Here is a 17,933-nt window from a genome sequence, read left to right on the forward strand (position 1 = left end):
CAAACCGCCACAAACCAATCTCCCTGGCAAGTGGCCGACTGGCGCCCTACGGATCTACGCTGAGTAAGGATGCGGCAGCTCCGGGCTGGAGACCTGGAGGAATCCGTCGGTAGAACGACACTGCTCACTGCTCACTGCGAAGGAGGTGGCTGGAATGGCCACCGATTCGACTCATTCGAGGACGCAGATAGACACCCATCCCGATCTGATGGCCCTGCGCGGCCGGTACGCGGAGGCATCTGCGAAGCCGATGGCGGGCCTGATCGAGGGCCTGTGCCTGCTGACCGGTCTCTACCTGGCGATCTCGCCCTGGGTGGTCGGTTTCCAGAACTTCAACAGCCTGCGGGTCAGCAATCTGATCACCGGGATCGCCCTGGCCGTGCTGGCCATGGGCTTCGGCTCGGTGCTGGAACGCACCGTCGGCCTGGGGTGGGTCGCCATTGCGATCGGAGCGTGGACGATCGTTGCGCCCTGGGTGGTCTCCGGCACGGCCGATACCACCAAAACGATCACGAACAACGCGATCGTGGGCGGCGTTGCCTGCCTGCTTGGCCTGGCGACCATGGGCCTGGGCTTCATGGGAATGAGCAAGGCGAAGGCCGCTCGACGCGCGGCGCACTGACGCAGAGCGCGCGTCGTACAGCCTGCGGATGCACCACGGTGCGGACGGCAATCCTGCCGCCCGCACCGCATTCCGCCCGGGGCCCCGCCCCTCCCGAACCCGGGACGGGCCCGGCCCCGCCGGAGCCCCGCCCCCGCCGGGCGGACTCCGGTCAGACCCGCATGTCGTCCGGCACCGCCGCGAGCGCGGCCTGAACCGCCGCGATGAGCCGCTGCGCGGACTCCGCGGTGAGTTCGAGGGCGACGCGGGCCGCAGGCCCCTTGCTGGGGTCGGCGAAGTCGATGTTCAGCGTGTGCTCGGCCATCGCGTGCACGGGATGGTCGAAGTAGACGGTCACGTCGGAGACGTGGAACCACGTGCCGCCAGGACCCTTGGCGCTACCGTCGACGGCGTCCTTGACCGTCGTGTACGTGCACACGGTTCAGCCCTCCAGATACTTCGCGAAGAACGCGGCGATCCGCTCCCACCCGTCGTTCGCGGCGGCGACGCGGTAACCGGGGCGGTTGACGGCGAAGAAGCCGTGGCCGGCGTCCTCGTAGCTGTGGAATTCGAAGTCCTTGCCCTGCTCGGTGAGGATCCGGCCCAGCTCGGCGACCTGTTCCGGGCTGGGGTGCTGGTCCTCGGTGCCGAAGAGGCCGAGCAGCGGGGCGCCCAGGTTCGGCAGGTCGGGCAGCAGGTTGGTGACCCGGATACCCAGGCCGGGCGGCACCTCGCCGACGACGAAGGCCCCGTAGCAGTCGACGGCGGCGTCGAGGTCGAGCCGGCAGGCGGCCAGTACGGACTGGCGGCCACCGGAGCAGTGCCCGATGACGCCGACCTTGCCGTTGGCGGCGGGCAGCGCCCGCAGATACGCGGCGGCGCCCGCCACATCGCCGACCAGCCGCTCGTCCGGCACGCCGCCGTTCGCGCGGGACACCGCGCTGGCGTCGTCGGGCGCGGCGCCGGGCGCCTCGCGGTGGTAGAGGTTCGGGCAGATCGCGTCGTAGCCGAGTTCGGCGAAGCGCCGCACCATCTCCTTGGTCTCCCGGTCGTAGCCGGGCATGTGGTGGATGACCACGACGCCGCCGCGGGCGCTCTCGCCCGCCGGACGGGCGAGATACGCCTCGATCTCGTCGCCGTCGTGCCCGGTGACCGTGATCGTGGTCGCGAAGAGGGAACCGGGTGAGGTGTCCGGGTATTGAGTCATGCGCCAGCTATACCATAAGGCTGGACTGATCAGTTTATACTGAGGATTATGGCGGCCAGGAGCACGGACACGGACCCCACGCCGGCGGACGCACTACCCGCCGACCCCGACCCCGACGCGGATCACGGCGCCGGCCCCGGCCCGGCCCGCCTCGCGGCCGACCTGCGCGCGGCGCTGGGACCGCTGGTGCGGCGGCTGCGGCAGTTCCGGCCGGACGGCGAGCTGACCCTCTCCCAGACCTCGGCGCTGGTCCGCCTCGACCGGGAGGGCCCGGCGACGTCCTCCGAGCTGGCCGCGGGCGAGGGCATCCGCCCGCAGTCGATGTGCACGATCGTCAACGTGCTGTACGAGCGCGGCCTGGTCGTACGCGACCCGGACCCGGCGGACGGCCGGCGCATCGTCGTCTCGCTGTCGGAGGCCGGGCACGAGGGCCTGCGCGGTGCCCGGCGGGAGAAGGGCCGGCGGCTGACCCGGGCGATAGACGAGGAACTGACACCCGAGGAGCAGGCCACCCTGGCGGCCGCTCTCCCGCTGCTGGAGAGGATCACCCGACGTGTCTGAACCCGCGGACATAAGGCTCGCCCCCGGCGGCGCGACGGCGCCGGAGCGGCCGGACCGCTACAAATGGGTGGCGCTGTCCAACACCAGCCTCGGGATGTTCATGGCCACGGTGGACTCGTCCATCGTGATCATCTCGATGCCGGCGATCTTCCGCGGTATCCACCTGGACCCGTTCGCGGCCGGCAACATCAGCTACCTGCTGTGGATGATCATGGGGTATCTGCTGGTCACGGCGGTGCTGGTGGTCACGCTCGGACGGCTCGGCGACATCGTGGGCCGGGTGAAGATGTACAACCTCGGCTTCGTCGTCTTCACCCTCGCCTCGGTCGCGCTGTCCTTCGACCCCTTCCTCGGCGGCTCCGGCGCGATGTGGCTGATCGGCTGGCGGGTGGTGCAGGCGCTCGGCGGCTCCATGCTGATGGCGAACTCCGCCGCGATCATCACCGACGCCTTCCCCGCGCACCAGCGCGGCATGGCGCTCGGCATCAACCAGATCTCGGCGCTCTCCGGGCAGTTCATCGGCCTGGTGCTGGGCGGGCTGCTGTCCGCGTGGGACTGGCGGGCGGTCTTCTGGGTCAACCTGCCGGTCGGCATCCTCGGCACCGTTTGGGCGTACCGCTCGCTGCGGGAGACCTCGGCCCGGCAGAAGTCCCGTATCGACTGGTGGGGCAACCTGACCTTCGCCGGCGGCCTCGGGCTGCTGCTGGTATCCATCACCTACGGCATCCAGCCCTACGGCGGCCACACGATGGGCTGGGAGAGCCCCAAGGTGCTCACCGGGCTGATCGGCGGCGCGCTGCTGCTGATCGTCTTCTGCGTCGTCGAGTCCCGGGTGGAGCAGCCGATGTTCCACCTCGCGCTCTTCCGCAACCGGGCCTTCGCCGCCGGGAACGCCGCCTCGCTGCTGGCCTCCATCGCCCGCGGCGGGCTCCAGTTCATGCTGATCATCTGGCTCCAGGGCATCTGGCTGCCGCTGCACGGCTACGACTTCGCCGACGCGCCGCTGTGGGCCGGCATCTTCCTGCTGCCGCTGACCGCCGGCTTCCTCGTCGCGGGACCGCTGTGCGGCTGGCTGTCCGACCGCTACGGGGTGCGCTTCTTCACCACCGGCGGGCTGCTGCTGTTCTCGGCCAGCTTCGTCGGCCTGCTGCTGCTGCCGATCTCCTTCCCCTACTGGGCGTTCGCGCTGCTCATCATGTGCAACGGGATGGGCTCGGGGATGTTCTCGGCGCCGAACACGTCGGCGATCATGAGCAGCGTCCCGGTCACGCACCGGGGGGCCGCCTCCGGGATGCGGTCCACCTTCCAGAACAGCGGGATGTCGCTGTCGATCGGCATCTTCTTCTCGCTGCTGATCATCGGGCTGGCCAACCGGCTGCCCGCGGCGCTCAGCTCGGGCCTCCAGGCGCAGGGGGTGCCGGCCGCCACCGCCGAGCACGCGGCCTCGCTGCCGCCGGTCTCGACGGTCTTCTCGGCCTTCCTCGGCATCAACCCGGTGCAGACGCTGCTCGGGCCGAGCGGGGTGCTCGACACGCTGCCCGCGCACAATCGGGCGGTGCTGACGGGCAAGGAGTTCTTCCCGAACTTGATTTCGGCTCCCTTCCACCACGGCCTGCTGATCGTCTTCGCGGCGGCGACCGTGATGGGGCTGCTGGCGGCGACCGCGTCCTTCCTCCGCGGCACGCCGGGCCGCCCCGCAGGCGACGGAAAGGCCGCCGCGCGCACCCGCTGAACACATTTCGCCAGGCGATGCCAGACTTGGGGGGTCTTCCCGTTCACGCGCTTTTTGCGCATGCTTTGAGTACCTGGGTGCCGCCGGCGGCGGCTTTCGGGTGACAATGCGAAGTCGAGGCGTACGACGTACGAAGCAGTTCCCCTGAGTGAAGCGAGGATCCCATGTTGCGAAACGGGCTGGAGCCGTGGCACCTGATCGTGGTGGCGATCGTCGTCATCGTGCTGTTCGGTTCCAAGAAGCTCCCCGAGGCCGCCCGCGGCCTGGGCAAGTCGATGCGCATCCTGAAATCGGAAGCCAAGGCGATGAAGAGCGACGATCCGGGCACCACCGCCAGCGCCGCTCCGGCGTCCACCCCGACCCCTGCACCCGACGCCATCACGCCCAGTGACGTGGTGACCGCGAACGAGGCCACGCCGACCGCGCAGCACAGCACGGTCAAGTAGCGCGCCCGACCGGCGAGAGCCGAGCCCCGGACGGAAGCCGTCCGGGGCTTCGTGCTGTCCGGGGGAGGCCGCCTCTTCCGGGATCCGGCAGTCTTGGTAGGTTCTCGGCGTCCCGGTTACGGAAGCCGGTACGGGCAGGGTGGGGGGCAGCGGTGACGGCCGGAGCCGGTACGGGCACGGGGACGAGTACGACGGCGGCGGGTACGGGCGCGGTGCCGGCGGAATTCCTGGCCGGATTCCCCGAGACGCTCGCCGAGGTGTCCCGCAGCTGCCGGACGCTGACCCGCGCGGAACGCGAGAGCCGCAGGGCGCTCGGGGAGCAGGCCGCCGACGCCGGTATCGGCCTGCGCGAACTCACCGCCGCCCACCTCGCCGCCGCCCGCCGCGCCTGGCCCGCGCTGCCGGGCGTCGCCGGCGCCCACGAGACCGCCGAGCTGCGCAAGGCCGGCGCCGCCGTGCTGGCCGCGCTCGAAACGGGGATCGGCGCGCTCGCCGAAGGCCACGCCCGCGCCCAGCGGCACGCGCTGCACCGGGCCGAGGCGGCCCGCCGCGCCTTCGTCGACGACCTGCTCTACGGCCGCAGCGACCCCGGCCGCATCGCGGAACAGGCCGAGGGCTTCGGGCTGCGGCTCGCCGACCGCCACGTCGTCGCGGTCGCCGCGCCGCCGCCGGGGCACCCGTACGACGAGGCGCACCCGCTGCTGCGGCGGATCGAACGCGAACTCGCCGGCCGCTTCGGCGACCACGACGCGCTGATCGCGCCGAAGGACGGCCGGCTGGTGTGCGTCGCGCCGACCGTCCAGCGGCAGGTGCTCGACGCCTTCGTGAAGCTGGCCGCCGCGCCCGGCGACAGCCGGGTCGCGGTCAGCCGGGCGCACAGCGGCGCCGTGGGCGTCGTGCGCTCCTACGAGGAGGCGCTCAGCGCGCTCGACCTCGCCGAGCGGCTCTCGCTGACCGGGCGGGTGCTCAGCGCGGCCGACCTGCTGGTCTTCCCGGTGCTGATGCGGGACCGGGCGGCGATGTCGGACCTGGTCCAGTCGGTGCTGGGGCCGCTGGCGGCGGCGCGGGGCGGGGCCGGACCGCTGCTCGAAACGATCTCGGCGTACGCCGCCGCCGGCTATGTCAACGCGGAGGCCGCACGGCGGCTGGACCTCAGCGTGCGCGCCCTGTCGTACCGCCTGGAGCGGATAGCCGCGCTCACCGGCTTCGACCCGGACGATCCGCTCCAGCGCTACACGCTCGAAACCGCCGCGCTCGGCGCCCGCCTGCTGAACTGGCCCCCCTCCGCCTGAAACCTAGGAGTCGCAGGGGGCGGCCGCCTCGTCCTCCGCCCGCGCGGCGGCGCACTCCGTGCGCAGACCCGCGCTGATCGCCAGCCCGATGTCCTTCAGGGACGCGAGCTGCTCGGGCGTGAGGACGTCGAAGATATGCTCGCGCACGGTCGTGACGTGCCCGGGAGCCGCCGCCGCGAGCGCCGCGTACCCCTCGTCGGTGAGCGCGCAGACCCAGCCGCGCCGGTCGCCGTCGGCGGGCCGCCGCTCGGCCCAGCCGTTGCGTTCGAGCGCGGCGACCGCGTGGGAGAGCCGGCTGCGGGAAGAGAGCGAGGCGTCGGCGAGTTCACTCATACGCAGACGCCGGTGCGGCGCCTCCGAGAGGCGGACCAGGATCTCGTAGTACGCCATGGGCATGCCCGAGTCCTGCCGCATCTGCCGGTCTATGTGCGCGGAGAAGGCGACACTGGCGGACAAGTACGCCCGCCAGATCTCCTGCTCGTCCGCGCTGAGCCAGCGCACATCGTCCATATGTTCAGCATAGTGGTGGTTGAACTCTCAACACCAGCGGGATATGGTGACTGAGGTTTCAATCACCACCACACCTTGATGGTTCAGTCCAAGGAGTATCCGCCATGAGCTCGCAGACCCCAGTGATCGACGGCTATGTCGCCGGTACGTGGACGATCGACACCGTGCACTCCGACGTGTCCTTCTACGTCCGTCACCTCGGCGTCTCGAAGGTCCGCGGCAGCTTCGCGACCTTCGAGGGCAGCATCGTCACGGGCGAGGACCCGCTGGAGTCCTCGGTCAACGCGGTGATCAAGACCGCCTCGGTGAGCACCAACAACGAGACCCGGGACGGCCACGTCCGCAGCGCGGACTTTCTGGACGTCGAGAACTTCCCCGAGCTGACCTTCAGCTCGACCGCGGTGCGCTCGCAGTCCGCCGAGCTGTTCGAGATCGACGGTGAGCTGACGCTGCACGGCGTCACCAAGACCGTCACCCTCAAGCTGGAGCTGAACGGCTTCGGCAAGGGCTTCGACGGCAACGCCGTGGCCGGCTTCTCGGCCGCCACCGAGATCAGCAGGGGCGACTTCGGTGTCACCGGCGGCGCCGCCGGTGCCGCGGTCAGCGACAAGATCAAGATCGCGCTGGAGATCGAGGCGGGCCTGGCCCAGGCCTGACCCCCGGCAGCGCACCCGGGGCCGTGACAGCCCCGCAGCCACCGGCCGCCCATCCGCGTCGACACGCGGACGGCGGCCGGTGGCTTTCCGGTTCCCGTACGACCCGGACGTGATGGGCGGGTGAAGTCTGCCGGGAAGCGGCAATGCCCGGCCCGGCCCCGTACTGCCACGATCACTGCGGCGGTCGAAGAGCCGGCAGGGGGAGGCGAACGGGGAATGGGGCAGTTCACCGACGTCGTTCTCGGCTTTCCGACCGTCCTGTTCACCGGGGGACTGGTGGCCGTGGTCGCCTTCTGGGCGATCGTGCTGGTCGGCGGTGCCGACGCGCACGGTCCCTGGCACCACGGCGCCACCGGGGGACACGGGGGGACGGGGGGAGACAGCGGTCATGGCGCGCTCGGGGGGCGCCATGACCAGCTGTCCGCCGACACCGCCGGCAGCCACGCGGGCGGAGCGGGAGCGCTGGCCGCCGCAGGCCTCGGCGGAGTGCCCGTCACCGTCGTCCTGTCGCTGCTCGTCGCGCTCTCCTGGTTCCTGACCCTCGCCGGATCCGCGGCCCTGCACGGCGCGAACGCGCCCGGCGGCCCGGTCCGCGCGCTGCTCTACGCCGTCGTGACCGCCGCCGCACTGGTCGGCGCCTGGTTCGCGACCTGGCTGCTGGTACGCCCGCTGCGCCGCCTCTTCCCCGACGTCAGGCCGCCCTCCCGGGAGGACTTCGTCGGGCAGGTGTGCGTGATCCGCACCGGCACCGTCACCGCGGGCTTCGGCCAGGCCGAGGTCACCGCGCCCGACGGCTCCACCGCCGTGGTGCAGGTGCGGCAGACCGGCGAGGACGCCTTCCGCTCCGGCAGCACCGCGCTGCTCTACGCCTACGACCCGGACGGCGAATTCTTCTGGGTCGCGCCCTTCGACACCGTCACCGCTTTCGACACCTTCACCACCTGAGGATCCGCCATGGATGCCACTGCCATCGGGATCGGTGTGCTCGTCGCCGTTCTCGCGCTCATCGCACTCGGAGTGCTCTTCACCGTCAGCCGGCTCTTCCGCAAGGTCGAGCAGGGCCAGGCGCTGATCATCTCCCGCACCCGGCAGGTGGACGTCACCTTCACCGGGTCCGTCGTCCTGCCGGTGCTGCACAACGCCGAGCAGATGGACATCTCGGTGAAGACCATCGAGATCCAGCGGACCGGCCGCGAGGGCCTGATCTGCCAGGACAACATCCGCGCCGACATCCACCTCACCTTCTTCGTCCGGGTCAACAAGACCAAGGAGGACGTGATCAAGGTCGCGCAGGCGATCGGCACCGAGCGGGCCAGCCACCAGGCGACGCTTCAGGCGCTGTTCAGCGCGAAATTCTCCGAGGCGCTCAAAACCGTGGGCAAGCAGCTGGACTTCGTCGACCTCTACACCCACCGCGAGCACTTCCGCGACCAGATCATCCAGGTCATCGGCACCGACCTCAACGGGTACCACCTGGAGGACTGTGCGATCGACTTCCTGGAGCAGACCCCGCTCACCCAGCTGGACCCGGCCAACATCCTCGACGCGCAGGGCATCAGGAAGATCACCGAGCTGACCGCGATCGAGCACGTCCGCACCAACGAGTTCCAGCGCACCGAGCAGAAGGAGATCACCCGGCAGAACGTCGACGCCCGGGAGACCATCCTGGAGCTCGAACGCCGCCAGGCCGAGGCCGAGATCAAGCAGCGCCGCGAGGTCGAGACGCTGCGGGCCAAGGAGGAGGCGGTGACCGCCCGGGTCCAGGAGGAGGAACGGCTCGGCGCCCAGGGCGCGTTCCTGCGCACCGAGGAGCAACTCGGCGTGCAGCGCGAGAACCAGGCCCGGGAGATCGCGGTGGCGCAGAAGAACCGCGAGCGGGTCATCGCGGTGGAGAACGAGCGCATCGAGAAGGACCGGGTGCTCGAAGTCATCGCGCGGGAGCGGGAGACGGAGCTGGCCAGGATCTCCAAGGAGAAGGAGGTCGAGGGCGAGCGCCGGGAGGTCGCCGACGTCGTCCGCGAGCGCATCGCGGTGGACCGCACGGTCGCCGAGCAGGAGGAGTCCATCAAGGCGCTGCGGATGGTGCAGGAGGCCGAGCGCGAGCGGCAGGCGCTGGTCATCACCGCCGAGGCGCAGGCGCAGGAGCAGCTGGTCAAGGACATCAAGGCGGCCGAGGCCGCCGAGCAGGCCGCCCAGCACAAGGCGCGCGAGTCGCTGACCCTGGCCGAGGCCCGCAAGCGCACCTCCGAGATGGACGCCGAGGCGAAGATCAGGCTCGCCGAGGGCCTGCGCGCCGAGGCCGCCGCGGCCGGGCTCGCCGAGGTCGAGGTGCACCAGCGCAGCGCCGAGGCGATCAGCAAGGTCGGCCTGGCGGAGGCCGAGGCGACGGCCGCCCGGCTCAAGGCCGAGGCGGAGGGCGTCAGGGCCAAGGCGCTCGCGCAGGCCGAGGGCACCACCGCGCAGGCCGCCGCCGAGTCCGCGCTGATCGGCGGCCGGCTCAAGGCGGAGGCCGCGGGCCTCACCGAGAAGGCCGCCGCGATGGCGGCGCTCGACGACGCCTCGCGCGGCCACGAGGAGTACCGGCTGCGGCTGGCGGCGGAGAAGGACATCCGGCTGGCCGGACTCGAGACGCAGCGGCAGATCGCCGAGGCGCAGGCCACCGTCCTGGCCACCGGACTGGAGAAGGCCGACATCCAGATCGTCGGCGGCGACACCGTCTTCTTCGACCGGCTGCTCGGCGCGGTCGCGGCGGGCCGCAGCGTGGACTCCTTCGTCGGCAGCTCCGAGACGGTCCAGGCACTCGGCGCCGACTGGCTGGACGGCTCCGGCCGCTTCACCGAGGACGCCACGAAGGTGCTCGGCGCCCTGGCCGCCGGGAACGGCGGCGCCACCGGCAACGGCAACGCGGCCACCGTACTGGCCGCGCTGCTCGGCCAACTGCAGCAGCAAGCCCCGTTGGCCGCCGCACCGGCGCCGGTCAACGGCGTCGCGACGAAGTGAGCGGGCGGCGGGCGATGAACGACGCGCAAGGGCAGGGCGGGGACCGGCTCGACGCCGACGCCTACGACCTGCTGCGGGACCGGCTCGCCGGCGCGGCCCGGGAGCTGGCGGACCGCGCCGAGGCGCTGAACACGGCCCGGCAGGAGGTCTTCGGCGGCGGCGAACTGCGGCTCGCCGGGACCGACAAGCTCGGCACCGTGCAGCCGTCGCTGCCCGCGGACGTCGCACCGGCGGCCGGGCGGCTGCTCTTCGCGGCGAACCCGGCGCAGGTCGCCGACGTCGGGGACGTCCTCCGGCTGCGGGACGGCGACGAGCCCGTGCCGGGGCTGCTGGACGACCCGCGGTTCGTGCGGGACTTCCGGGAGCTGTACCGCTACTACCGGCAGACCCGGCTGCTGCGGCTGCGGGCGCTCGACGGCCGGCTGCTCGCGGTCTTCCGCACCGGCCCCTCGCCCGCCGACGTCAAGGCGCTGGGCTGGCGCACGGGCCCGGACGGGAGTTACGCCTACCAGGGCACCGCCCGGGACACCGCGGAGGCCGACGGCGGGACCTACGCCGTGGCCTGGACGCCGGCCGGGCGCGAGGCCCACGTCCCCGGGCGCCGCCCGCACCTGGCACTCGGCGGCGTCACCGTCGACCCCACCGGCGGCACCCTGACCATCACCGTCGGCGGCACCGTCCACGAGGAGCCGGTCGAGGACGCGTTGCAGTCGCTCGCCGACGCCGAGGTCGACCACGCCACCGTGGACCCGCTGCTGCTGCTCCGTATCCGCCCCTACCACGAGGACACCGACCGCTACTACGCCGTCAACACCCGTACCGAGCAGGTCGAACGGCTCGACGCGATCGGCCAGGCGTGCCTGCGGCTGCCCGACGAGCAGGGCGTGATCTTCCCCGGCGGCTACGCGCTCGCCACCGGCGGCACCCGCACCTTCGACCTCGAAACCGGCGGTGTGCGGCTGGACTTCGAGCGGCTGGTCAGGTCCGCGAACGGCGAGGACGTGCTCTACGTCTTCCACGCCGAGGGCCGCAGGCTGCTGCTGCCGTACAACCTGATCCGCAAGGAGGTCGCCGCCCCGCTGACCGTGCAGGGCTGCGCCCTCTACGACGACGGCACGCTGCTCACGCTGCGCCCGGCCGACGGCGACGAGCCCGCGCGGGTGCACACCGTGCAGCGCTGGGACACCCCCTTCGTCTCCGACACCTGGGCCGCCGCCCAGCCCGCCGGCGACGGGCCGCTGGCCAGGATCGGCAACGCCGACCTCGTACGGGCCGTCTCCGACGCGCTGTCGGTGGCCCGCGCCGCCCTGGAGACCGCGCCCGGCGCGGCCGTCTACCAGGCGCTCGCCGCGTCCTGCGACCGGGTGCTCGACCGCCACCACTGGCTCACCGGGACCGGCGGCCTGGCCGAACCGCTGACGCTGGTCCGCGACACCGCCCGCGACGTGCTCACCGAATACGCCCGGGTGCGCGAGGCCACCGCCCGCGCCGCGCAGGCCGTGGACGAGACAGCGGCCCGTATCGCGGGACTCGTACGCCGGGTACGCGGCGAGGCGGCGGCCGGCGCGCAGGAGTGGGTCACCCGGCTCACCGAACTGCGCCGGGCACAGGGCCGGCTGGCCACCCTGCGCGAGGTGCGGTACGCCGACCTCGGCCGGCTCGACACCCTCGGGACGTCGCTGGCGGGGGAGTTGGCGGACGCCGCCGCCCGGGCCGCCGCGTGCTTCGCCGACGAGCACGCCTTCGACGGCTTCCGCGAGCGCGCCGCCGAACTGTCCGCAGCGGCCGCCGAACTGGAGACCGCGGCGGGCGGCGACGCGGTCGCCGCCGACCTGGACGAACTGGCCGCGGGCCTGAGCACCGTCACCGAGACGGCCGCGACCCTGGAGATCACCGACGCGACCGTACGCACCGGCATCCTGGCCTCGGCCGCCGACGTGCTCGGCGCGGTCAACCAGGCCCGCGCCGTGCTCGACGCCCGCCGCCGCGACCTGCTCGGCGCCGAGTCCGCCGCCGAATTCGCCGCGGAGAGCGCGCTGTTGGCGCAGAGCGTCAGCGGGGCGCTGGCCGCCGCCGACACCCCGGAGGCGTGCGACCTGCACCTGGGCCGGCTGCTGGTCCAGGTGGAGAACCTGACCACCCGCTTCGCCGCCGACGGCGAACGACTCGCCGCGCTGGCCGACCGCCGCGACGAGATCCAGCAGACGCTGACCGCCCGCAAGCAGGCACTCGCCGACGAACGCGCCCAGCGCGCGGGCCGGTTGGCCGCCTCCGCCGACCGCATCCTCGACGGCGTCCGCCGCCGGGCCGCCGCGCTGTCCTCCCCCGACGACGTCAACACCTTCTTCGCCGCCGACCCGATGGCGGCGGAACACCGGCGTATCGCGGCCGAGTTGCACAGCCTCGGCGACCCCGCCCGGGCCGCCGAGCTGACCGCGTCGCTGGCCGCCGCCCGCCAGGACACCGCCCGCACCCTGCGCGACCGCCAGGACCTCTACGAGGACGGCGGCGCCACGATCCGCCTCGGGCGGCACCATTTCGCCGTCAACACCCAGCCCCTGGACCTGGCCCTGGTCCCCCACGGTGACGCTCTCGCCTTCACGGTCACCGGTACGGACTACCTCGCCCCGGTGACCGACCCGGCCTTCGCCGCCACCCGCCCCTTCTGGACCCGCCCCCTCCCCTCCGAGACCCCCACCCTCTACCGCGCCGAATACCTGGCGGCGAGCCTGCTGCTTGACGCGCTCCCGGGCGGCGGGCTCGCCCCGGGTGCCGGGGATGGCGGCTCAGCGCTGCCGGGGGCCGGCCTTCCGCCGGGCGCGGTGAGCGCGCCCGGTTCCGGGAACACCGGGGTCCGGGCGGGCCGCTCGGTGCCGGGCGGGACTTCCGCGGGCGCTCCGGCGCTGCTGGGGGCCGGGGTTTCGGCCGAGGTTGCCGCGTTCGTGCGGGAGGCCGCGGAAGGGCGGGTGGACGAGGGCTATCAGCGGGGGGTGCACGATCACGACGCCGCGCTGCTGCTCAGCGCGCTCGCCGCGATCGCGCCCGGAGCGGGGCTGCTGCGGTATCCGCCGGGGGCGCGGGTGGCGGCGCGGCTCTTCTGGGCGCACGGCCTCCCCGCGGCAGCCCGCGCGGCCTGGACGACCCGGGCGCGTTCGCTGACCCGGGCGGCGGCCTTCGCGGTCGGCGCGCTGCCGGGCGGTCCGACCGCCGCCGTGCCCGGGTCCGCGGATGCCCTCGGCGCGGGAGCGCCGGGCCTCGCGGCGTTCTCCGGCGGCACCGCCGCCCTGGCCGCGCTCGCGGCGGAACTCGGGGGTGCCGCGCGGGACTTCCTCGATGCCGCCGGGCTCGGCGGCATCGAGGCGGACGGCGGACTCGTCGGCGAGTACCTGGTGGCCGAACTCGCCGCCGAGCGGCCCGGCTTCGTGGCGGGACCGGCGGCGGAGGACGTCGCGCAGCGGTTCGCCGCGGCGCTCGGCGGCACCGAGGGGGTGCCGTACAAGGAGGTCGTCGGCGATCTCGACGCTCTCGGCGGCGACCTGGCCGCCCGCTGGCAGCTCGCCCTCGGCTGGCTCGGCCCCTTCGCGGGGCCGCACGGCGACCACCTGGAGACGGCCGCCGAGCTGGTCTGCGGCGCGGACTCCGTACGGTACGAGGCCGGCGGTCCGGCCGAGGCCACCGTGGACGGCCTGCTCGGCTCGCACCCCCGGGTCGTCCAGGGCAGGTTGACCGTCCGGCTGGACGAACTCCTCACCCGGGTACGCCGGTTCCGGGACCACGAGGTGCCCGCGTACCGGGCGTACCAGCGGCACCGGACCGCCGTCGTCACCGCCGAGCGGGACCGGCTCGGGCTCGACGCGTACCGGCCGCGCCCGCTCACCGGCTTCGTACGCAACCGGCTGCTCGACGAGGTCTACCTCCCGCTCGTCGGCGACAGCCTCGCCAAGCAGTTCGGCACCGCGGGCGGGCTGCTGATGCTGCTGTCGCCGCCCGGCTACGGCAAGTCGACGCTGGTGGAATACGTCGCCGCCCGCCTCGGGCTCGCCCTCGTCAGCGTCTCGGGTCCCGCGCTCGGCACCGGCACGACCTCGCTCGACCCGGACCGGGCGCCCGACGCGACCGCCCGGCGCGAGGTCGAGAAGCTGGACTTCGCGCTGGCGCTCGGCTCCAACGTCCTGCTCCACCTGGACGACATCCAGCACACCTCGCCCGAACTCCTGCAGAAATTCATCCCGTTGTGCGACGCGCAGCGCCGCATCGAGGGGGCGGGCGGCACGTACTCCCTGCGCGGGAAGCGGTTCGCCGTCTGTATGTCCGGCAACCCCTACACCGAGTCCGGGCGGGTCTTCCGGGTGCCCGACATGCTCGCCAACCGGGCCGACGTCTGGAACCTCGGGGACGTGCTGACCGGGCGCGAGGAGGTCTTCGCGCTCAGCTACGTCGAGAACGCGCTCACCGCCAATCCCGTCCTCGCGCCGCTCGCCGGCCGCGAACGCTCCGACCTGGAGCTGATGCTGCGGCTCGCGGCGGGGGATCCGACGGCGCGCGCGGACGCGCTCGCGTACCCGTACGAGGGGGACGAGCTGGCCTCGATCGTCGCCGTGCTGCGGCATGTGCTGCACGTGCGGGGCGTGCTGCTCGCCGTCAACGCGGCGTATATCGCTTCCGCGGTGGGGGAGGGGGGCGGCGAGCCGCCGTTCCTTCTGCAGGGCTCCTACCGTGACATGGCCCGCCTCACGGGCCGCCTCCACCCGTCCCTGACGCCGGCGGACGTCGACGCGATGATCTCCGATCACTATCGTGCCGAGTCGCACACCCTGGCCGGCGGCGCGGGCGCCGCCCTCCACCACCTGTCGGCCCTGCGGTCCGCCTTGCCCTAGCCGCCCGCCGTGTCCCCGGGGGCCCCTTGCGCTGGCCCGCAGCCCGCCGTGCCCCCGGGGGGTGCCACTTCCTGTGGCGTTCACACTGCCGCCGCACTGTGGCCGGCCGCGCAGTTCCCCGCGCCCCTACGGGGCTCGTCCTCCGCCGCAGAGGGCAACCCCCAGGGGCGCGGGGAACTGCGCGCTCAGCCACGACGCGGCGGCAGGCAAGCACGCACCGCAAGTGGCACCCACCTGGGGGCGCGAGGAACTGCGCGGCAAGCCACGACGGTGGGGCAGGCGAAAGGTCACCGCAATGGGCACCGCCCGAGGGATCCGCTGACGCCGGCGCGAGCTACACCGTGAGGAGCGCCCGCGCCCGCGTATCGCGGAGGCGGGCGACCACCGGCGCCCCCCGCCGGGAGGCGAGCGCGAGGGGCCACCCCACCACAACCCCCAAAGCCAGTGCGGCCAGCACATCGTGGGGGTAGTGCACGCCGACCCACACCCGCGACGCCCCCATCAGCAGCGCGACCGGCACCGCGTAGAGCCCCACCCGCCGCGCGGCCAGCAGGAGCGCGACGGCCGCCGCCGCGGCAATGGCGGAGTGATTGCTCGGGAACGCGTAGTCCCCGAGCGGCGGACACGTCTCGACCGTCACCGTGTGCAGCGTCCTGCACGGCCGCTGCTCGGCGAAGACCGACTTCACGCCGTCGTTGACGAGGAAGACCGCGACCACCACGAGCGGCACGCACAGCGCCGCCGCCATCCGGGCGTCGTCCGCCGACCTGGCCCGCCACCACACCACGAGCATCATGACGGCGAAGATGCCGAGCCCGTAGTCGCTGAAGCAGCGGACGGCGTCGTCCAGCGGCACCGGCGCGCGGTGGGCGAGGCCGGTCACCCAGCGGTAGAGGCCCGCGTCGAATTGCGAGGTCACAGGCCCTCCGCCGAGGAGTCCGCGGACTTGCGCCGGCCGCGTACGACTTCGAGCACCAGCGGCGTCAGCGAGACGGCCACGATGACCGCGACGATCGGCAGCAGGTAGGTGTCGACGTGCGGGACGGACGAGCCGAGCGCGTATCCGCCGAGGACGAGGCCGACGCTCCAGACGGTGCCGCCGATGATCTGCCAGAGGGTGAAGGTGCGGGCGGGCACGTCGAGCGTGCCGGCCAGCGGGTTGAGCACGGTGCGGACCACGGGCACGAAGCGGGCCAGGACGACCGCCTTGGCGTACCCGTACCGTTCCAGCAGTTCGGCCGCCCGCGCGGCACCCTCGTGGATCTTGCGGCTTCTGGTTCTGGCGAGCAGTGCTGGCCCGCCGCGCCGCCCGATGGCGTAACCGGTCTGCGCCCCCAGCAGCGCCCCGGCCAGCGCGGCGACGAGCACCTGCCAGAGCGAGAGGTGCACCACGTCGGACGCGCCGGCGACGCTGAGCAGCCCGGCGGTGAACAGCAGCGAGTCACCGGGCAGGAAGAAGCCGATGAGCAGGCCGGTCTCGGCGAACAGGACGACGAAGATGCCGACCGCTCCGAAGGAGGACAGCAGCGAGGTCGCGTCGAGGACGTTCACGGCCTGGTTCAGCACGGGCAGGGGCATGGCGGTGGAGCCCTCCCATAATGGGTCCGGGGGCGCGGCGGGGCACCCCTGCCGACTACAGTCGAGTAGTCGGTCTACAGAACTGTAGACGAACGAGCGGGAAGGAGCGATTCCATGCCGGACGCCAGCGCGTCGGCCCGCCGCCCTTCGGGTGAGCTGGAGGCCAGCGTCCTCGCTGCGCTCTGGGCGGCGAACGGCCGGGCGCTCACTCCCGCCGATGTGCAGCGGGAGCTGGTCGCCGCACTCGGCGCCGACCTCGCACGCACCACCGTCACCACCATTCTCGCCCGTCTCCACGACAAGGGCTCCGTCAGCCGCACCAGGGCCGGCCGCGGCTACGCCTATCTGCCCGCCCAGGACCCGCCGGGCCTCGCCGCCCGCCGGATGCGCACCGAGCTGGACAAGTCCGCGGAAGGCCTGCGCGGCACGGTGCTGGCCCGCTTCGTGTCGGAGCTCGACCCGGACGACGAGCGGCTGCTGCGCGCGCTGCTGGCCGACGTCCCGCCGGACGGCACCGGCGGCGGCGGGGGCGCCGGGTCGTGAACTACGCGGTCTGGGTCCCGCTGCTGCTCCCGCTGCTCGCCGCGCCCGCCGCGCGGCGGCTGGCCGAGGCGCTGTCGCCGCGCGCGGCGGCCTGGCTGCTGGCCGGCTCCGCGGTGGCGCTCGCCGCGTGCAGTACGACCGCGCTCGCGCTGCTGGCCGGCGCCGGAGCGCTGCGGCTGCCGCCGGTGGCCGCGCTCGGGCACCTCGTGCTGCCGGTCGTCGGCGACCAGGTGACGGTGCCGGCCGCGTGTGTCGCCGCGGTGCTGCTCACCGCGGTCGCCGCCGCGCTGGTCCACGAGTCGCGGCAGCGCGTCGTGCTGGCCGCCCGCGCCCGCCGCGTGGTGGCCGCCTCCGGTACGGCGGCCGGCGACCTGACCGTCCTGGACGACGAAGGCCCCGACGCGTACGCGCTGCCAGGCCGGCCGGGGCGGATCGTGGTCACCACGGGGATGCTCAAGGCCCTCGGCCCGGCGGAGCGCGAGGTGCTGCTCGCGCACGAACGCGCCCACCTCGCCGGCCGCCACCACCTCTTCCTCACCGCCCTCGCGCTGGCCTGCGCCTGCCACCCGGCGCTGCGGGTGCTGCGCGGCCCGCTGTCGTACGCGCTCGAACGCTGCGCCGACGAGGCCGCCGCCGCGGCGGTGGGCGACCGCCGCGTCGCCGCCCGCGCGATCGGCCGGGCGGCGCTGGCCGCCCGCCCCACCGCCCGGCGCCCCCGTACGGCCCTGTCCGCGGCCACCGGCCCCGTCCCCCGCCGCGTCGCCGCCCTCCTCACCCACCCCCGCACCCCGCGGGCCCCCCGCACCCAGGCCGCCGTCCTGGCCGCCTGCCTCACCCTCTCCGCCGCCTGCGCCGTGGAGGCCGCCCACGACCTCCACGGCTCGATCGAGGTGGCCCAGGCCGAGTAGCCCCGCCGGGGGCGCCCGGGGC

16 protein-coding genes are annotated in these 17,933 nt (G+C 73.4%); 11 read left to right on the top strand and 5 right to left on the bottom strand.

What is annotated here, in order from left to right; all coding sequences use genetic code 11:
• Positions 1-154 precede the first annotated feature (154 nt).
• Positions 155-622: an SPW repeat protein gene (locus tag OHA86_RS22850; RefSeq protein WP_329178045.1), complete on the top strand. Its 468-nt coding sequence runs from the start codon at positions 155-157 to the stop codon at positions 620-622.
• A gap of 151 nt (positions 623-773) precedes the next feature.
• On the opposite strand, the gene OHA86_RS22855 is transcribed toward OHA86_RS22850, so the two are convergent.
• Both OHA86_RS22855 and OHA86_RS22860 read right to left on the bottom strand, forming a co-directional pair.
• On the bottom strand, positions 774-1,040 hold the full coding sequence (locus OHA86_RS22855; protein WP_329178046.1) for a DUF6295 family protein: 267 nt from the start codon (positions 1,038-1,040) through the stop codon (positions 774-776).
• A 3-nt stretch (positions 1,041-1,043) separates the two neighbouring features.
• Entirely contained in the window at positions 1,044-1,808 is a 765-nt protein-coding gene (locus OHA86_RS22860) for a dienelactone hydrolase family protein (RefSeq protein ID WP_329178048.1), read from the bottom strand.
• 48 nt (positions 1,809-1,856) lie between these two features.
• Here OHA86_RS22860 and OHA86_RS22865 point away from each other — a divergent pair, with 48 nt between their 5' ends.
• From OHA86_RS22865 to OHA86_RS22880, 4 genes are all read left to right on the top strand, one after another.
• The gene (locus OHA86_RS22865) at positions 1,857-2,369 is read left to right on the top strand and encodes a MarR family winged helix-turn-helix transcriptional regulator (RefSeq protein WP_329178050.1); all 513 of its coding nucleotides are present in this window, start codon (positions 1,857-1,859) and stop codon (positions 2,367-2,369) included.
• On the top strand, positions 2,362-4,101 hold the full coding sequence (locus tag OHA86_RS22870) for an MFS transporter (RefSeq protein WP_443071832.1): 1,740 nt from the start codon (positions 2,362-2,364) through the stop codon (positions 4,099-4,101). Before OHA86_RS22865 ends, OHA86_RS22870 begins: the two co-directional genes overlap by 8 nt.
• Positions 4,102-4,265: 164 nt before the next feature.
• Positions 4,266-4,547 carry a Sec-independent protein translocase subunit TatA gene (tatA, locus tag OHA86_RS22875; protein ID WP_329178051.1) on the top strand — a complete coding sequence of 94 codons (282 nt, stop codon included), beginning with the start codon at positions 4,266-4,268 and terminating at the stop codon, positions 4,545-4,547.
• A gap of 152 nt (positions 4,548-4,699) precedes the next feature.
• Positions 4,700-5,839 carry a PucR family transcriptional regulator gene (locus OHA86_RS22880; protein WP_329178053.1) on the top strand — a complete coding sequence of 380 codons (1,140 nt, stop codon included), beginning with the start codon at positions 4,700-4,702 and terminating at the stop codon, positions 5,837-5,839.
• Positions 5,840-5,842: 3 nt separating this feature from the next.
• Here OHA86_RS22880 and OHA86_RS22885 read toward each other — a convergent pair whose 3' ends face one another.
• Positions 5,843-6,349 (bottom strand): MarR family winged helix-turn-helix transcriptional regulator, encoded by a 507-nt coding sequence (locus tag OHA86_RS22885; protein WP_329178055.1) that lies wholly within the window; start codon positions 6,347-6,349, stop codon positions 5,843-5,845.
• A 104-nt stretch (positions 6,350-6,453) separates the two neighbouring features.
• Between OHA86_RS22885 and OHA86_RS22890 the strand changes: the two genes are divergently transcribed.
• The 4 genes from OHA86_RS22890 (at position 6,454) to OHA86_RS22905 (ending at position 14,882) form a co-directional block, all read left to right on the top strand.
• On the top strand, positions 6,454-7,005 hold the full coding sequence (locus tag OHA86_RS22890; protein ID WP_329178057.1) for a YceI family protein: 552 nt from the start codon (positions 6,454-6,456) through the stop codon (positions 7,003-7,005).
• A 216-nt stretch (positions 7,006-7,221) separates the two neighbouring features.
• Entirely contained in the window at positions 7,222-7,950 is a 729-nt protein-coding gene (locus OHA86_RS22895) for a hypothetical protein (RefSeq protein WP_329178058.1), read from the top strand.
• A 9-nt stretch (positions 7,951-7,959) separates the two neighbouring features.
• Entirely contained in the window at positions 7,960-10,005 is a 2,046-nt protein-coding gene (locus tag OHA86_RS22900) for an SPFH domain-containing protein (protein ID WP_329178060.1), read from the top strand.
• A 14-nt stretch (positions 10,006-10,019) separates the two neighbouring features.
• Positions 10,020-14,882: a DNA repair ATPase gene (locus tag OHA86_RS22905; RefSeq protein ID WP_329178063.1), complete on the top strand. Its 4,863-nt coding sequence runs from the start codon at positions 10,020-10,022 to the stop codon at positions 14,880-14,882.
• A gap of 334 nt (positions 14,883-15,216) precedes the next feature.
• Here OHA86_RS22905 and OHA86_RS22910 read toward each other — a convergent pair whose 3' ends face one another.
• Positions 15,217-15,801, bottom strand: coding sequence for a phosphatase PAP2 family protein (locus tag OHA86_RS22910; RefSeq protein WP_329178064.1), 585 nt, complete (start codon positions 15,799-15,801; stop codon positions 15,217-15,219).
• Complete coding sequence (locus tag OHA86_RS22915; protein ID WP_329178065.1) at positions 15,798-16,460, bottom strand: DedA family protein; 663 nt, start codon at positions 16,458-16,460, stop codon at positions 15,798-15,800. The genes OHA86_RS22910 and OHA86_RS22915 overlap by 4 nt, the downstream gene beginning before the upstream one ends.
• Before the next feature lie 114 nt (positions 16,461-16,574).
• Between OHA86_RS22915 and OHA86_RS22920 the strand changes: the two genes are divergently transcribed.
• Both OHA86_RS22920 and OHA86_RS22925 read left to right on the top strand, forming a co-directional pair.
• The gene (locus tag OHA86_RS22920; RefSeq protein ID WP_329178066.1) at positions 16,575-17,003 is read left to right on the top strand and encodes a BlaI/MecI/CopY family transcriptional regulator; all 429 of its coding nucleotides are present in this window, start codon (positions 16,575-16,577) and stop codon (positions 17,001-17,003) included.
• Entirely contained in the window at positions 17,000-17,911 is a 912-nt protein-coding gene (locus OHA86_RS22925; protein WP_329178068.1) for a M56 family metallopeptidase, read from the top strand. The genes OHA86_RS22920 and OHA86_RS22925 overlap by 4 nt, the downstream gene beginning before the upstream one ends.
• Positions 17,912-17,933: the final 22 nt, after the last annotated feature.

Source organism: Streptomyces sp. NBC_01477, from assembly GCF_036227245.1.
Taxonomy (GTDB): Bacteria; Actinomycetota; Actinomycetes; order Streptomycetales; family Streptomycetaceae; genus Actinacidiphila.

Excerpts from the sequence above, each read along its gene's own strand:
- OHA86_RS22850 (WP_329178045.1), top strand. The coding sequence starts at position 155 with ATGGCCACCGATTCGACTCATTCGAGGACGCAGATAGACACCCATCCC.
- OHA86_RS22860 (WP_329178048.1), bottom strand. The coding sequence starts at position 1,808 with ATGACTCAATACCCGGACACCTCACCCGGTTCCCTCTTCGCGACCACG.
- OHA86_RS22865 (WP_329178050.1), top strand. The coding sequence starts at position 1,857 with ATGGCGGCCAGGAGCACGGACACGGACCCCACGCCGGCGGACGCACTA.
- tatA (WP_329178051.1), top strand. The coding sequence starts at position 4,266 with ATGTTGCGAAACGGGCTGGAGCCGTGGCACCTGATCGTGGTGGCGATC.
- OHA86_RS22885 (WP_329178055.1), bottom strand. The coding sequence starts at position 6,349 with ATGGACGATGTGCGCTGGCTCAGCGCGGACGAGCAGGAGATCTGGCGG.
- OHA86_RS22890 (WP_329178057.1), top strand. The coding sequence starts at position 6,454 with ATGAGCTCGCAGACCCCAGTGATCGACGGCTATGTCGCCGGTACGTGG.
- OHA86_RS22895 (WP_329178058.1), top strand. The coding sequence starts at position 7,222 with ATGGGGCAGTTCACCGACGTCGTTCTCGGCTTTCCGACCGTCCTGTTC.
- OHA86_RS22900 (WP_329178060.1), top strand. The coding sequence starts at position 7,960 with ATGGATGCCACTGCCATCGGGATCGGTGTGCTCGTCGCCGTTCTCGCG.
- OHA86_RS22905 (WP_329178063.1), top strand. The coding sequence starts at position 10,020 with ATGAACGACGCGCAAGGGCAGGGCGGGGACCGGCTCGACGCCGACGCC.
- OHA86_RS22915 (WP_329178065.1), bottom strand. The coding sequence starts at position 16,460 with ATGCCCCTGCCCGTGCTGAACCAGGCCGTGAACGTCCTCGACGCGACC.
- OHA86_RS22920 (WP_329178066.1), top strand. The coding sequence starts at position 16,575 with ATGCCGGACGCCAGCGCGTCGGCCCGCCGCCCTTCGGGTGAGCTGGAG.